Below are 13300 nucleotides of genomic sequence, written 5' to 3'. Positions count from 1 at the left end.
CCTCTAGAGCTTAACGATAGCCTGGACCTGGCGCAGGCGTTGCGTAACTAGGAACTTGATTACCCTTGGAGTACATGCATTGTTGGTAGGCAATGTTGTATTGAGTTTGCGCTTGATTTTGTTTTCCGGATGCATTCATGGCGCCAATTGCAGAACCGCCCAATAATCCTACGCCTGCACCAGTTCCAACGCCCGCATGGCTACCACCACCAATGACGGCACCAGCAGCAGCACCAAGGGCAGCTGCTACAGCAGCACTAGTCACACCCTCCTTAAGAGCGGCATCACCTGTATCCTTAACTGCATTTGTAGCAAATTGTCGACAAACTTGATCCTCTTGTTGAAATACCTCAAAAGGCTTTCCTTGGCGCGGCATTACGGCAACAGTCGGACCAGTTGGCGCAGATACACATGCAGTTAATGACGCAAGAACAGATGCAGTTAAAACTGCGGCGCGTGCAAATCGTTTCATATTAAATAAACCTTTAGCTATTCTGAAATTCTAAAAATGTTTAGTGCTGTAGCTGCTCGGGCTGAGCACTACTCGTTGGTGGGGTTGCAGGTTGAGTTTGCCAGCCAGTTGGGCAATCTTGTATGTATGGAAAATACTTGCCGCTAGCTGGGCAGTAGTACCAAACAGCAGGTTGAGGTTGAGCCGCCAAGACCATTGGTTGTGGCGGGGCCATATAAACAACTGGAGGTGCATATGCTACCGGTGGTGCATAGTACCCAGCATAGGGGCCGTAATAACCGCCGCCGTATGCCCAGTTACCACGCCATCCTGAACCCCAGCCACCACCATAAGGTCCGTAGGCCGCTGGACGCCAACCACCGCCGTAGCCACCGCCCACAGAAACATTCCACCCCACATTGCCAGCTTGGGCAATCACTGGCGAGGCAGCCAACAAAGTGGCTAAGACAACTGAAGCAACACCTAAGATGCTGAATTTATTGATTTGTTTCATGATCGACCCCCATATATTTGGTCTTTTACTGCTTTCTATTTCTATTCTAGTTTTTTCTAGTATTACTATCAATAACGCCTCAAATACGGCCAGGCTGACAAGAAAATAACTTATTTATTCAGATCGATTAGGACCATTTATTGCTCCAATTTTGTACCCGACTGCAACACCACCTTACTCCACTTTACAGACTCTTGCGTAATCAGCTTGGAGAGTTCTTTGGGGCTTCCGGGCGCGGGCTCTAAGCCTCCAGCCAAGAGTCGAGCTTTAACTTCAGGGCTATTTAAAGTACGGTGCGTCAACTGATTTAAGCGCTTTTGAATTGGGGGCGGCAAGTTTGCTGGCGCCATTAAAGAGAACCAAGAAACTGCCTCAAATCCTGGAAGCCCCTGCTCTGCAAATGTCGGAATCTCAGGGGCAGCATGCGAGCGTTTTAAGGTGGTTACACCTAAGGCCTGGACTTCACCAGCTTTAATCAAAGGCAAAGATGATGATAAGTTATCAAATAGCATGGAGATACGGCCACTCACTAAATCGGGTAGCGATTGAGCCCGCCCCTTATAAGGAATATGCCGAATTTGAACACCGGCCATCTCTTTAAATAATTCCCCGGACATATGCAGTGATGTTCCAATCCCCGATGAACCAAAAGTCAGTTGGCCTGGCTTTACTTTTGCCAATTCAATTAATTCATGAAGATTGTTAACGCCAAGCTTCTTATTAACTATCAATACATTTGGCGTGCTTGCTAAAAAACTAATAGGCGTGAAATCTTTTACGGGATCGTATGAAATCTTTTCATACAACGCACCATTAATCGCATGAATGCCTACCGTACCAATCAATAAGGTATAGCCATCTGGATCGCTCTTGGCCACTAGATCAGCGCCAATATTGCCGCCGTAGCCCGGGCGATTTTCGACCAACACTGGCACGCCTAGATTTTGCTGCCAACTTTCTGCTAAAACGCGCGCCAGCATATCTGGAGCACCGCCCGGCGTAAAGCTAACGATGATGCGAATTGCTTGTTTTGGCCAGGTAGCATTTTCCTGGGATGCACTTTGCGCATGAACAGCAAAGCCAATGGCCAAAAATGCAGAAGCAAGGAGAAAGTTCTTAAGAACTTTAGAGAATTGCATACACAAAAAAAGTAGGACTAGACCAGGTGATCTAAATTAGAAACCAAAGCGAGAGCGAAGCCATAACCAGCCCTCATACTTCACTGGGTCGTCAGCGCAGGGGCCAATACCGCATTCCAAGAGTGTAGATACGAGATTACCCAAAACCAAGAGAATGAAAGCAATAACAAGTGCATTAGCAAACCATGAACGGGAGCGGACTTCACGATTGGGAAGCATTAAGAGAATTGCTAGACCCATTAATAATCCGGTATATCCAACATAAGCCCAGGTATAGAAATGTAACTCTAAAAATGTTTTTCCAAATCCTTTGTCACCCGGCAGAATATGCAAGAACACCTGACGAAGAGAAACCATCATTCCAACCAAGCCACCAATGAAGCCCCATCCATAGTGAGATGAATGAGCACCAGAACGAATGTTCAGCACCAAAGCAAAGCCAATAATCACAAATCCAACGCGCTGCATTAAGCACAAAGGACAAGGTAGCTCACCAAAGTAAAGTTGATCTACAAAAGCATAAGACAGCATGCCAACTACAGCCAGCAATGCAAGCTGATTACCAAGTGCAGCTAGGGAAGGTAGAGAATATTTGCTCACAATCAATTACAGACTGATGTTGAGATGGTCAGTCGCATGAAAACGGAACCAGACCAAAAGAATGGCAACGGTAATCGCCAAAACTGTCAAACCTGCAAGACGCTTCTGAAACCAGACTAAAACAAGTCCGATAAAAGCCGTCAGAAAAGGTAGAAACATATACATAAGGGAATTCTATCGCAGGAAACTTCGGGTGGGGGTAATTCTATAAATTCTGGGCCCGGGGAAAGGTCTTTTGTTTAGAATGGGCGCATGACTACTAACCCCTCCCCTCCCTGCCTAGACTTAACGGTTGACGGGAATATGGCACGGGTTACGTTTAATAATCCCGCTGCGCGTAATGCGCTCACCTGGCCAATGTATGAGGAACTCAAAAGGATCTGCGACTCCTTAGCTAAGGATCCTAAAATTCGAGTGGCCATATTTCGAGGCGCAGGAGATAAAGCATTTGTTTCTGGAAGTGATATTCAGCAGTTTGTTGACCTCAAAAAAGATGAAGCTTATGAAGTGGCTGTCGATCATATCTTTGCCTCCCTTCAACAACTACCAATGCCAACGATTGCCATGATTGAAGGTTTAGCCGTAGGGAGTGGTCTACTAATGGCAACTTTCTGTGACTTTCGAATCTCGACGCCGGATGCGCGTTTCGGTATACCAGTAGCCAAGACTTTAGGAAATTGTTTATCGCCAAGTAATTTGTCTTGGCTTGCGGCTCACCTAGGAACTCCAACAGTGAAGAAGATGCTTCTGACTGCGGAACTCATTAAGGCACCAAAATTATTGGCATCGGGCTACCTCTATCAAACGGCAGAGTCTACAGAAATCGAATCAGCTACTAATGTGCTCGCTCAAAAATTAGCGGCCCTTGCTCCCATCACGCAAAAAGCTAGCAAGCTAACATTGGCACACTTACTTCAAAGCAATCTTCCTGACTGTACTAATCTCATGCGGGAAACCTATAACAGCCAAGACTTTAGGGAGGGTGTGAACGCCTTCTTAGAAGGGCATCAACCCCAGTGGATTGGCAGGTAGCTATCCCTGCAGCCTTAGTCTTAAGGCTTGGAGTTCAAAAACCCCACTACAGCTTTCACAAACTGATCCGGCACCTCGACATGAGGCACATGACCCACGTTTTCAATAGGCACTAGTTTTGCATTAGGAATAGCTGCTTGTGCTTTTTTACCTAGCTCCGAAAAGTTACCCAAAGACTTCACAGCCTCTGGCGGCGCAAAACGTCGACCAAATACTGTACGATCTTTTTGACCAATCACTAATAACACTGGCATCTTCAATTGGGGCAGATCATTGACTACTGGTTTTTCTGCAATCATTTGGTAAGTCAGAACCGAAGTCTTTGCATAGGCTAAATAGTCCGGACTTTTTTGCACGCGAACATAGACTTCTACAAAATCTTCATAATTGGGTTGCCAGTTCGGAAAATAACTCTGCAGAAAGCGGCGATAACTCGCTTCAGTTTGAGCCATCTCTAGTTTGAGCAATTCATCATTCTGCTGCGGAGGTATATCCTTGCTGTAGTCCTCAAGTCCTAGCGGATTTTCTAATACCAACTTTTGAACAGTCTGCGGATATAGACGTGAGAAACGAATACCTACCATGCCGCCCATTGAGTTGGCAATGACTGAAACCTGATTGATATTGAGGGACTTCAGCAAGGCTTGTGTATTGGCAGCTAGATCGTCAAAGTGATAAGCCACCTCCGGCTTAGAAGACTTTCCAAAGCCAATCTGATCAGGTGCAATCACACGATAGCCAGCCTTAGATATCCCAGCAATTGTGGGCGCCCAGTAATCGCTGGAGAAGTTCTTGCCATGAAATAAGACCACTACACCCTTTTGCTTACCTAAGGCAGCAACATCCATATACATCATGCTCGCAGGCTGCCCTTGCAAAGATGTCTTAAATTCTTTCAGAGGATACGGATAAGGCCATTGACTGATTCTTAAATCTAAAGGTGCCGCATCAGCATAAAGACCAGGAGACGTAGTTGAAGAAGCTTTCTCGGTACTGGCGCATGAAACCAAAAAAATAGGCGCGCTTATTGTTGCAGCAACCAGCAATATTTTCTTGAGAAAACTTGCCATCAAACCGACTCTCTTTTTCATTTAGAGAATTTTTGTTTTTAAGCTTGGTAAGCCGGCAACACTACCCTCAAGTACATCCCCTTTTTTAACTGGACCAACGCCTGCTGGCGTACCAGAGAAAATCAAATCGCCTGGCTTCAGGGTAAATAAGGTAGATAAATAAGCAATCGTGTCAGGAACGTTCCAAATCAACTGATTGAGATCGCCCTCTTGACGCACTTCACCATTCACTAAGAGCTTAACGGCGCCTTTGGCAGGATGACCACACTGAGTAGCTGGCGTAATCTCGCCGCAAGGAGCCGATTGATCAAATGCTTTGCCGGTATCCCAAGGACGCCCCATCTTCTTAGCCTCGCCTTGAAGATCGCGCCGAGTCATGTCCAGACCAACCCCGTAACCATAGACATGCTCTAGGGCTTTATCTGCAGCAATATTGGCACCGCCTTTACCAATAGCAACCACCATCTCAATTTCGTGATGAACATCCTTCGATAAACTTGGGTATGCCATATCTTTTCCATCAGTCACAATCGAATTGGCGGGCTTCATAAAGAAGAATGGCGGCTCACGATCAGGATCATGACCCATCTCACGCGCATGATCGGCGTAATTTCTACCAACGCAGTAAATGCGATTCACGGCAAAGCGACGAGTATCGCCAGTCACGGGCAATGAAATCACTGGAGGTGGATCAATCACAAATACTGAAGACATAAAAACCTTTCGAAGAATTTTGATGAATGGGTGCTTTATTTCTGATGTTTAGAAGTATGACGCAATTTCAATAATAGGATGCTAAGTGCCAAGGCAAAAGTGAGTGCATTGGCTAAGATGAGGGGCCACTTTTCAATAATGAGGCCGTAAACCAGCCACAAACCCACCCCCACAGTAAACAAGGAATACATGCCTAAGGAGATGCCCGATAGGTCTCGAGTGCGCCAAGACTGTATCGCCTGAGGCAAAAAGGCAATGGTAGTCAAGAATGCAGCGCAATATCCAATAATCTCTATTTGGTGAGGCTCTAGGTTCATTTCTTCATTGTAATAAGAGAAATTTGCAGTTCATTGACGCAGCGCATGAATTTTTAATCTGTAGATAATAGAAAATCGTAACTCAACCCACCATTAAAAATACAAAATGAGACAACATCTAATTCGAGGCTTAGGCCTACTAGTTTGCGGCAGCCTGATCACCGCCCCACTGCTAGCCCAAACTAATAGCTCTGCAATTAAAAATTACCCTGACAAGCCTATTAAGCTGGTGATTCCATACCCACCAGGTGGTGCTACTGATGTGATTGGACGCATCATGGCACAAGAACTCTCTAAATCACTAAACCAGCAAGTGGTTCCCGATAATCGCGCAGGCGATAGCGGCAATATTGGTGCGGATATGGTTGCAAAGTCTCCTGCTGACGGCTATACGCTGTTAATGGGCGCCCTGACCTCGCACTCTATCAACGCAAATCTTGATAAAGATAGAATTCGATACAACCTTGAGAAAGATTTCACACCAGTGGACGTGGTAGGAGTAGTGCCTCTGGTATTTGTAGTGAACCCTTCAGTCCCGGTAAAGAATATGAAAGAGTTCATTGCTTACGCAAAAGCGAACCCGGGCAAACTTACTTTCGCCTCATCTGGAGCTGGTGCACCACAACGCCTTGCAATGGAAATGTTTCGCTATCAACTTGGTTTAGATTTATTGCATGTGCCTTACAAAGGCAGCGGCCCTGCAATGACTGATCTAGTGGGCGGTCAAGTACTCACGATGTCTGAAACAGTTCCAGCAGCCCTACAATTTATTCAAGCAGGTCAATTAAGACCTCTAGCCGTGACAACCGCTAAACGCATTAGTCAGTTGCCGGATGTACCTACCGTCACCGAAGCTACAGGTCTGCCTAACTTTGATGTTGTAAGTATGTTTGGTATTTTGGCTCCTGCAGGAACTCCTAAGCCAATCATCGATAAACTCAGCGCAGATATCAAGGTTATTTTGCAGCGCCCCGAAGTGCAAGAACGCATGCTGGCAGCAGGTGTGTATGTGAACTATCTTTCCCCAGCAGATTCCAGCAAGCGCATTACACGGGAAATGACTATGTGGAGCAAAGTCATTAAAGATGCAAACGTAAAAGCAGATTGAACGCTTAACACTCTCAAATGCGATAAGGGGTTTCTTTGAGACCCCTTATTTCTTAATGACCTTACCTCATTTAATCATTTAAGACTCTTTTCTTGCGATGATCTAATTCGTTTTGGGAGGCTATAAAAATGCTGCAACTGCAGCAAAAATTCTCAAGCATCCACCAAAAAGAACTTGAATCGCCATAACTTGCTAAGCTCGATTTTTTAATGATTTAAATCATATAAACTCTTCTCACCAAACTCAGTTATTACTAAAACTATGCAAAATTCTGCATTACTCCAATTCTGCTATTACCTGGAGAGCACTCCTCTCAATGCAGCAATACAAAATAATTTCTGGGTAGTGCCCTTTTTGCAGAGCATCCATATTCTAGCTATAGCGTCCATTCTCGTAGGCGTCCTTCTGATCAATCTCAGAATCTTAGGCATTCACGGGCAAAGCGAACCAATTGCAGCTGTAATTAATCGATATCAGTCTTTAATCTGGCTTGCACTTCCAGTACTACTGATTACCGGCTGCATCATGATCGTAGGAGAGCCCGCAAGATCTTTAACCAACCCAGCCTTTCAACTAAAAATGCTGATGTTGCTTGCGGTGATCTTCATCACCCTACTTTTTCAGAAAAAATGGCATAGCAATAACTCTTTCACTCCAGTAAATACTACAAACCGTTTGCTGGCAATTTTGTCGCTAGCTTTGTGGGTTGGCATTGTTGCTGCTGGCCGCTGGATTGCCTACGCCTAATCAAAAATTCATAATAATTAATTACAAAAGATATGAACGACATTCTGATTTTCATTTATAGCAATCCCCTAGCGCAAACGATTCGCGAAAATGAATTATTATTTCCCTGGATTGAAGCCATCCATGTTCTAGCAGTCACATTGGTCATCGGCTCAATTGCATTGGTAGATCTGCGCTTGATTGGGGTACGCGCGTTAAATCGAGCAATTAGTAATATCAGCAAAGAGCTTCTGCCGATTACCTGGATGGCTTTTTTAGCTGCCGCTATTACAGGCGCGATTCTTTTCACCTCAAATGCGCTAAGTTACAGTCAAAATTTTTACTTCATCTCTAAAATTATTCTACTTGGCTTGGCAGGCATCAATATGATGTGCTTTCAATTTATAATCGGCAAAAATCTCGATAGCTGGAATCACTACCAACAATTGCCAATAGCGGCTCGCATTGCCGGAGCCATTTCACTAACGCTTTGGATAAGTATTATTTTTTGCGGTCGTTGGATTGGCTTTACGCTCGAATTAGTATCAGCAACATCATGAATAAAAAAGAGGGGATATGAAAAGAAAACTAATCTGCCTATTAATGGCTGCGGGTTTAGGAATAGGCCTTGCACAAAATACAGCGGCCCAATCAACCAAGCCTATCATCAACCCCCCACCTACGTCTAAGGACTGGGTCAACCTTGCTAAGCTGCCTGATTGGAGTGGCGTGTGGAATCCCAAAATTTCGGATCAAGATAAACAGGCCAAAACCAATATGCCACCTTGGACCCCCGCTGCCAACGAACTCATTCAATTTCAACTGGCTGAGGAAAAGGCCGGGAGACCTCCCCCACTCTTCGTGAATTGCCTGCCTGAAGCCATGCCTGCGTGGATGTTGGTTACCCATAACGCAATGGAAATCCTTTTTACGCCAGGCAGAGTGACTTTACTTGGAGAGTCTGATGGTAATCGTTTGCGACGTATCTATACCGATGGTCGCCCTCATCCAGAAGATCCAGACCCGACCTTTCATGGTCACTCTATTGGCAAGTGGGAGGGCGATACTCTCGTTGTAGATACGGTAGGTGTAGTGCCTCAGGCCTATATTGCTATCAGCGAAGCTGCCGGCGTTCCCAATAATGGTGATATGCACATCATCGAACGAATTCATTTAGCGGGTAAAGATGAATTGCATGACGATATTGAAATCATTGCCCCCAATGTGCTGACCAAGCCCTGGAAAACAACCCGTATTTATTTCCGTCAACGCGCTCGTAAATTCGATATTATCGAAGGAGTGTGTTTAGAGGGCTCTTTTGCTCCAGGAAAAGATAATCGCGGTAATGATATTTACGTTCCCGTTCAATACGATGTGGGCGGGAATCGCATTCCACCCCAATAATTTATATCTAGGTCACCCCAAGGAGATAGTATTTTGAAACTCACCACATTTACAAGAGTAGCCTCATTCGCTATTGCATTATCAGTGTCAGCCCTAGCGTTTGCGCACCATGCCACCACCATGTTTGATAGAGATAAAGTATTTACTATTACTGGGGTAGTCAAAGAAGTTCAGTGGACCAACCCTCACGTTGGCATTTTTGTAACTGGCACACTCAAGGATGGCGATGCACCTGCGCTTTGGATACTCGAAGTTTCAAGTCCGGGAAATCTGACTCGTGCAGGCGGCTGGACTAGAAACGCTGTAAAAGCAGGAGATAAAGTATCAGTGGAATTTTGGCCATTACGCAACGGTAATAAGGGTGGATATCTTAAGAAAGTAACGCTAACTGATACCGGAAAGTTCTACACTGCTGATATTCGCGCTCAAGAGAGCCCTAACCTAGAAGAACGCGAACAGAAATAGTTTGTTTTAAATTTAATTTAATGGAATGGAAAAAATCGCTTTAAGCGTTAACGAATCCGTGCTGTTAGAGAAGCCTTTACCCACGCCAGCCTGAAAAGAAAGTGGTTTGCCTTCGTAGTACATCATTAAGAATCCCAATTGCTGGGTATTTTGGTAGTTAATGGGCTGACCAAGTTGATTCAGGTTGGAGTAGTACTCCACTCCCAGCGCTAACTCGGGAGTCAACTCCCTAGACAAGCGGGTTGCAGTGGAAAAATAAGGTGACTGATGTACGTAAGGTTGCGAGAGCGGCATATCTACAATTGGATTAAATGAGAAAAGCCACTCATCAAAATGCTTGCCAATAATGAAACGCATTTCACTGTTATATCTAGACTCATCAAACTGCGGTTGTACGTTAGATAATTCTAGATTGGCGCCCGCAAAGAAAGAATCGCCTTTATCTTCGCGTATTGGCAACCATTTCATACGTACTTTGGTTGCTGCATATTGAAACTTGTTGTCGTAGTTCACATAAGAGATATATAAGCCAGCTTCTAAATCATGGCCTAGCCCATATGCAAACTCTGGGGTCACACGTACACCATTATTGTTCATTACCTCTCCTGGATAGGAGGGAGTTTGTATGCCTCGTGGAGTGCTATTTAAATGTACTTCTAGACTTGCTTCACCCTTGGCATTAATTTCATCATCGTAAACCTGAATTTCATCCTGCAGGACCGCCATACTGATAGATGGCGAGAGGGTTAATACAGTTAATAGCAGCCCCTGGATAAGTGCTGTCTTGAAGGGGTGGGCTTGCATCTGCATGATGCGTGAGTTTAACAAGAATTAGGGTTTTTTGACGCTCTCACTCCAAAGTTGCCATGGACGCCCAATGGTTTTCTCAATCGTTTCCTGTGCAGTGAGAGCCTCACCGGGACTAAGGTATTGCACTTGACCCATCTTCATTGCTTCAGACTGAATGCTCGCATTCTGAATTGCGTACACCGTTCTAAAGACTGCTTTCTTAATAGAGTCTGCTCCTGCAGCATATCCATGACCGCGCATCAAAACAAAATATTGCAAACCCATGGTTTTGGATAAAGCATCGCCCAGCTCTCCATTACTAACAAACATATCCGTATCGGGATTGGGCTTAGCAAAATTTCGGATTTCGAAAACAGGTGCGCCCTCACCCAAGAATGCACTCATGTGATAGACGGGCTTGAGCGTGGTGCCTGTTAACCCATAAGGCAGAATGGGTGCAGCATGTCCATGAATAACTGAATTAATATCTGGGCGATTTTTCAAAATGCCGCTATGAATAAATCGCTCACCATAAGCCACTCGTGTATCGCCATTTAAAGCTTTGCCATTCATATCGAATTCCATGATGTCTTCAACTTTGACGACAGATGGCGCAACACTTCTTGCCAGAAAGAAGGTATTGGGATTGGTTGGGTTACGAACACTTATATGCCCATAACCATCTACCGCATTTTGGTCATACAAAATATGATTCGCAAGAACCAGCTCTTCAATCGCTGTTTTCACGGCTGGATTTTGATCCATCTGCTCCTGAACGGTTGCGGCATGTGCTTGGGCAAAAAGCAGTATCAACAAAGGGGAAAGTAATTGTTTTTTCATTATTCAACCTTGCCAATCTTTCTAACAACCTCACCCATCTGAGCGGATTCCTTATCCCAGTAGACCTTAAATTCAGGCGCATCCATATATTGAATTGGACTTCCAGCTCCATTGATCACAGTACGTACCCGCTCATCATTCGCCGCTTGTTTAGCAGCCTCACGGAGCTTATTGGTGATGTAGTCAGGGGTTGCGCTGGGCACAAATAAACCAGCCCACTGAGAGAACTCAACCTTGACGCCCATTTCTTTAAAACTAGGCACTTCAGGCATGCTGGCTAACCTGCCATCACCCCAATGAGCTAATGCACGCACTTTGCCCGCCTTAATTTGCTGAACGATTGAAGAAGGTCCAGTAGCAATAGCATCTACTTGGCCGCCCAATAAACCCACAATCGCTGGCCCTGCACCTGTATAAGGAATATGAACCATGTAGAACTTCTCTGAAGACTTGAGCATCTCCATTGGCACATGCATCGTGCCGTAATTACCCGACGATCCAAAATTGTATTTACCGGGATTAGCTCGCATTGCAGCCACAAAAGATTTGTAATCTTTCCATGGGCTATCCGCCCTCACTACCAACACTGTTGGGTCCGCAGTAAAGCGTGCGATCGGCTTAAGTTGATTCAGCTGAAAGGATTGCTCTCTTCCCACCACTTTATCTGCTTCAGGAATAATTGAAATGGACGATAGGGCCATCAAAATCGTATAGCCGTCAGGCTTTGCTCTGGCTACTGCTGCCATGCCAATGCCTCCGCCAGCCCCAGCTTTATTTTCCACAATCACTGGCTGACCCAGACTACGAGAAAGTGCCTCTGCCACCGGTCTACCGACAGTATCAGCAACCCCACCCGGCGGGAATGGCACAACCATAGTGATGGGCTTTGTAGGCCAGGGTTCTGACGCCTGCGCAAAAGCGCCCTGAGAGGCCAAGCAAGCGCATAAAAAGACTAAGGCAGTAGCAAATGAATATTTTTGTCTCATTTTTTGTCTCAAATACGTAAATTAGTTATTATTTATGCTCTTTATCCTACTACAAGATTCATCACAATAAACAGGGGTTAACGTAGACAAAACCCCAGCCGGAGACAGTAATCATGAGATATGCCGCATTTGTTTTAGCCAAAGAGCCTACCAAAACTCGCGTTGGAATTGTGTCTGCTGATGGCAGGACAGTTCAAGAGCTCGATTTAGGTGTGGACGTTAGTGAAGATGGCATTGTTGCCATTCTTAAATCTGACCTCGCGGGCAAGCTCCCAAAACCTATTTCCACGCATGCGTTTAGCGACATCCGTCTACTTGCTCCAGTACCTAGACCACGTCGCAATATTTTCTGCGTCGGTAAAAATTATCATGAGCACGCTAAAGAATTTTCCAATAGCGGCTTTGATGGCAGCGCTAAACCTGGTGAAGATATTCCAAGCCACGCAATCTTTTTCACGAAGCCACCCGAGTCTGTAACCGGACCCAATACTAACGTCATCATCCCCACTACTGTATCCACCTGCATCGATTACGAAGCGGAACTCACGATTGTGATTGGCAAAGGCGGCAAAGGTATTAGCGAAGCAGATGCAATGAAGCACGTCTGGGGTTATACCGCTATCAATGATGTGACTGCGCGCGACTGGCAGCAAAGACATAAGCAATGGTTTTTAGGAAAAAGTTTTGATACCTTCTGTCCTATGGGTCCTTGGGTTGTTACGGCAGATGAGGTCGATGCCGAAAACATCCCCGTCAAGTGCTGGGTCAATGGTGAACTACGTCAAAACTCCAATACCAAAGATCTAATTTTTGATATCCCCAATATGATCGCCACGGTCTCTGCAGGCATAACCCTCTACCCAGGAGATTTAATTGCCACCGGAACTCCAGTTGGTGTTGGTATTGGCTTTAAGCCCCCCAAGTATTTAGTCAATGGCGATGTAGTCGTTGTAGAGATGGGTGGCATTGGCAAGTTAGAAAACACTTTTATTGCTCAATAGAAGAAAAGCCACCCTAGTGAACTGACCCCCAGTAGTTGGACAGTTTAGTTAGGTTAGCACGAGGGATTGAGTTCGGTAATCAACCGGACTTAATCCCTTTAGCTTTTCTTTGATTCGGTCATGGTTGTAGTAGTGGATATATTC

At 45.2% G+C, this 13300-nt stretch carries 19 protein-coding genes; 7 read left to right on the top strand and 12 right to left on the bottom strand.

Annotated features, from left to right (window positions below; all coding sequences use genetic code 11):
* Positions 1 to 10: 10 nt before the first annotated feature.
* The 5 genes from ICE89_RS00095 to ICE89_RS00075 form a co-directional block, all read right to left on the bottom strand.
* Positions 11 to 472 (bottom strand): glycine zipper family protein, encoded by a 462-nt coding sequence (locus ICE89_RS00095; RefSeq protein WP_216264227.1) that lies wholly within the window; start codon positions 470 to 472, stop codon positions 11 to 13.
* 40 nt (positions 473 to 512) lie between these two features.
* Positions 513 to 965: a hypothetical protein gene (locus tag ICE89_RS00090; RefSeq protein WP_216264226.1), complete on the bottom strand. Its 453-nt coding sequence runs from the start codon at positions 963 to 965 to the stop codon at positions 513 to 515.
* A gap of 137 nt (positions 966 to 1102) precedes the next feature.
* Complete coding sequence (locus ICE89_RS00085; RefSeq protein ID WP_216264225.1) at positions 1103 to 2104, bottom strand: tripartite tricarboxylate transporter substrate binding protein; 1002 nt, start codon at positions 2102 to 2104, stop codon at positions 1103 to 1105.
* A 36-nt stretch (positions 2105 to 2140) separates the two neighbouring features.
* Complete coding sequence (locus tag ICE89_RS00080; protein ID WP_216264224.1) at positions 2141 to 2704, bottom strand: disulfide bond formation protein B; 564 nt, start codon at positions 2702 to 2704, stop codon at positions 2141 to 2143.
* A gap of 6 nt (positions 2705 to 2710) precedes the next feature.
* The gene (locus ICE89_RS00075) at positions 2711 to 2869 is read right to left on the bottom strand and encodes a DUF5993 family protein (protein WP_216264223.1); all 159 of its coding nucleotides are present in this window, start codon (positions 2867 to 2869) and stop codon (positions 2711 to 2713) included.
* Between the two features lie 87 nt (positions 2870 to 2956).
* Between ICE89_RS00075 and ICE89_RS00070 the strand changes: the two genes are divergently transcribed.
* Positions 2957 to 3736 (top strand): enoyl-CoA hydratase/isomerase family protein, encoded by a 780-nt coding sequence (locus ICE89_RS00070; protein ID WP_216264222.1) that lies wholly within the window; start codon positions 2957 to 2959, stop codon positions 3734 to 3736.
* Positions 3737 to 3756: 20 nt separating this feature from the next.
* On the opposite strand, the gene ICE89_RS00065 is transcribed toward ICE89_RS00070, so the two are convergent.
* The 3 genes from ICE89_RS00065 to ICE89_RS00055 are packed head-to-tail and all read right to left on the bottom strand — an operon-like array spanning position 3757 to position 5837.
* The gene (locus ICE89_RS00065; protein ID WP_216264221.1) at positions 3757 to 4806 is read right to left on the bottom strand and encodes an alpha/beta fold hydrolase; all 1050 of its coding nucleotides are present in this window, start codon (positions 4804 to 4806) and stop codon (positions 3757 to 3759) included.
* Positions 4807 to 4827: 21 nt separating this feature from the next.
* The gene (locus ICE89_RS00060; protein WP_216264220.1) at positions 4828 to 5520 is read right to left on the bottom strand and encodes a fumarylacetoacetate hydrolase family protein; all 693 of its coding nucleotides are present in this window, start codon (positions 5518 to 5520) and stop codon (positions 4828 to 4830) included.
* 35 nt (positions 5521 to 5555) lie between these two features.
* On the bottom strand, positions 5556 to 5837 hold the full coding sequence (locus tag ICE89_RS00055) for a SemiSWEET transporter (protein WP_216264219.1): 282 nt from the start codon (positions 5835 to 5837) through the stop codon (positions 5556 to 5558).
* Between the two features lie 106 nt (positions 5838 to 5943).
* Between ICE89_RS00055 and ICE89_RS00050 the strand changes: the two genes are divergently transcribed.
* The 5 genes from ICE89_RS00050 to ICE89_RS00030 all read left to right on the top strand — a co-directional run bounded on the left by ICE89_RS00050 (position 5944) and on the right by ICE89_RS00030 (position 9540).
* Positions 5944 to 6945: a tripartite tricarboxylate transporter substrate binding protein gene (locus tag ICE89_RS00050; protein ID WP_216264218.1), complete on the top strand. Its 1002-nt coding sequence runs from the start codon at positions 5944 to 5946 to the stop codon at positions 6943 to 6945.
* Positions 6946 to 7206: 261 nt separating this feature from the next.
* Positions 7207 to 7692, top strand: a complete 486-nt coding sequence (locus ICE89_RS00045) for a DUF6644 family protein (protein WP_216264217.1) — start codon at positions 7207 to 7209, stop codon at positions 7690 to 7692.
* Between the two features lie 32 nt (positions 7693 to 7724).
* The gene (locus tag ICE89_RS00040) at positions 7725 to 8231 is read left to right on the top strand and encodes a DUF6644 family protein (RefSeq protein ID WP_216264216.1); all 507 of its coding nucleotides are present in this window, start codon (positions 7725 to 7727) and stop codon (positions 8229 to 8231) included.
* 16 nt (positions 8232 to 8247) lie between these two features.
* Positions 8248 to 9075 (top strand): hypothetical protein, encoded by an 828-nt coding sequence (locus ICE89_RS00035; RefSeq protein ID WP_216264215.1) that lies wholly within the window; start codon positions 8248 to 8250, stop codon positions 9073 to 9075.
* A 33-nt stretch (positions 9076 to 9108) separates the two neighbouring features.
* Complete coding sequence (locus ICE89_RS00030; RefSeq protein WP_215359755.1) at positions 9109 to 9540, top strand: DUF6152 family protein; 432 nt, start codon at positions 9109 to 9111, stop codon at positions 9538 to 9540.
* A gap of 12 nt (positions 9541 to 9552) precedes the next feature.
* On the opposite strand, the gene ICE89_RS00025 is transcribed toward ICE89_RS00030, so the two are convergent.
* The 3 genes from ICE89_RS00025 to ICE89_RS00015 are packed head-to-tail and all read right to left on the bottom strand — an operon-like array spanning position 9553 to position 12155.
* On the bottom strand, positions 9553 to 10350 hold the full coding sequence (locus ICE89_RS00025) for a transporter (RefSeq protein WP_216264214.1): 798 nt from the start codon (positions 10348 to 10350) through the stop codon (positions 9553 to 9555).
* A gap of 21 nt (positions 10351 to 10371) precedes the next feature.
* Entirely contained in the window at positions 10372 to 11169 is a 798-nt protein-coding gene (locus tag ICE89_RS00020; RefSeq protein WP_216264213.1) for a class II aldolase/adducin family protein, read from the bottom strand.
* Positions 11169 to 12155 carry a tripartite tricarboxylate transporter substrate binding protein gene (locus ICE89_RS00015; protein ID WP_216264212.1) on the bottom strand — a complete coding sequence of 329 codons (987 nt, stop codon included), beginning with the start codon at positions 12153 to 12155 and terminating at the stop codon, positions 11169 to 11171. The genes ICE89_RS00020 and ICE89_RS00015 overlap by 1 nt, the downstream gene beginning before the upstream one ends.
* A 113-nt stretch (positions 12156 to 12268) precedes the next feature.
* Here ICE89_RS00015 and ICE89_RS00010 point away from each other — a divergent pair, with 113 nt between their 5' ends.
* Complete coding sequence (locus tag ICE89_RS00010) at positions 12269 to 13156, top strand: fumarylacetoacetate hydrolase family protein (RefSeq protein WP_216264211.1); 888 nt, start codon at positions 12269 to 12271, stop codon at positions 13154 to 13156.
* Positions 13157 to 13204: 48 nt separating this feature from the next.
* Here ICE89_RS00010 and ICE89_RS00005 read toward each other — a convergent pair.
* On the bottom strand, positions 13205 to 13300 hold a 96-nt coding region (locus tag ICE89_RS00005; RefSeq protein ID WP_216264981.1), incomplete at its 5' end, for an IS3 family transposase.

The sequence above is a fragment of the Polynucleobacter sp. AP-Kaivos-20-H2 genome, from assembly GCF_018882215.1.
Classification (GTDB): domain Bacteria; phylum Pseudomonadota; class Gammaproteobacteria; order Burkholderiales; family Burkholderiaceae; genus Polynucleobacter.
Note: the sequence above shows the minus strand (reverse complement) of the source record. Positions and strands in the feature narration are given on the sequence as shown.

Bases quoted from the DNA above. Each gene is read 5' to 3' on its own strand.
- ICE89_RS00095 (WP_216264227.1), bottom strand. From the start codon at position 472: ATGAAACGATTTGCACGCGCCGCAGTTTTAACTGCATCTGTTCTTGCG.
- ICE89_RS00090 (WP_216264226.1), bottom strand. From the start codon at position 965: ATGAAACAAATCAATAAATTCAGCATCTTAGGTGTTGCTTCAGTTGTC.
- ICE89_RS00085 (WP_216264225.1), bottom strand. From the start codon at position 2,104: ATGCAATTCTCTAAAGTTCTTAAGAACTTTCTCCTTGCTTCTGCATTT.
- ICE89_RS00075 (WP_216264223.1), bottom strand. From the start codon at position 2,869: ATGTATATGTTTCTACCTTTTCTGACGGCTTTTATCGGACTTGTTTTA.
- ICE89_RS00070 (WP_216264222.1), top strand. From the start codon at position 2,957: ATGACTACTAACCCCTCCCCTCCCTGCCTAGACTTAACGGTTGACGGG.
- ICE89_RS00065 (WP_216264221.1), bottom strand. From the start codon at position 4,806: ATGGCAAGTTTTCTCAAGAAAATATTGCTGGTTGCTGCAACAATAAGC.
- ICE89_RS00060 (WP_216264220.1), bottom strand. From the start codon at position 5,520: ATGTCTTCAGTATTTGTGATTGATCCACCTCCAGTGATTTCATTGCCC.
- ICE89_RS00055 (WP_216264219.1), bottom strand. From the start codon at position 5,837: ATGAACCTAGAGCCTCACCAAATAGAGATTATTGGATATTGCGCTGCA.
- ICE89_RS00050 (WP_216264218.1), top strand. From the start codon at position 5,944: ATGAGACAACATCTAATTCGAGGCTTAGGCCTACTAGTTTGCGGCAGC.
- ICE89_RS00045 (WP_216264217.1), top strand. From the start codon at position 7,207: ATGCAAAATTCTGCATTACTCCAATTCTGCTATTACCTGGAGAGCACT.
- ICE89_RS00040 (WP_216264216.1), top strand. From the start codon at position 7,725: ATGAACGACATTCTGATTTTCATTTATAGCAATCCCCTAGCGCAAACG.
- ICE89_RS00035 (WP_216264215.1), top strand. From the start codon at position 8,248: ATGAAAAGAAAACTAATCTGCCTATTAATGGCTGCGGGTTTAGGAATA.
- ICE89_RS00025 (WP_216264214.1), bottom strand. From the start codon at position 10,350: ATGCAGATGCAAGCCCACCCCTTCAAGACAGCACTTATCCAGGGGCTG.
- ICE89_RS00020 (WP_216264213.1), bottom strand. From the start codon at position 11,169: ATGAAAAAACAATTACTTTCCCCTTTGTTGATACTGCTTTTTGCCCAA.
- ICE89_RS00015 (WP_216264212.1), bottom strand. From the start codon at position 12,155: ATGAGACAAAAATATTCATTTGCTACTGCCTTAGTCTTTTTATGCGCT.
- ICE89_RS00010 (WP_216264211.1), top strand. From the start codon at position 12,269: ATGAGATATGCCGCATTTGTTTTAGCCAAAGAGCCTACCAAAACTCGC.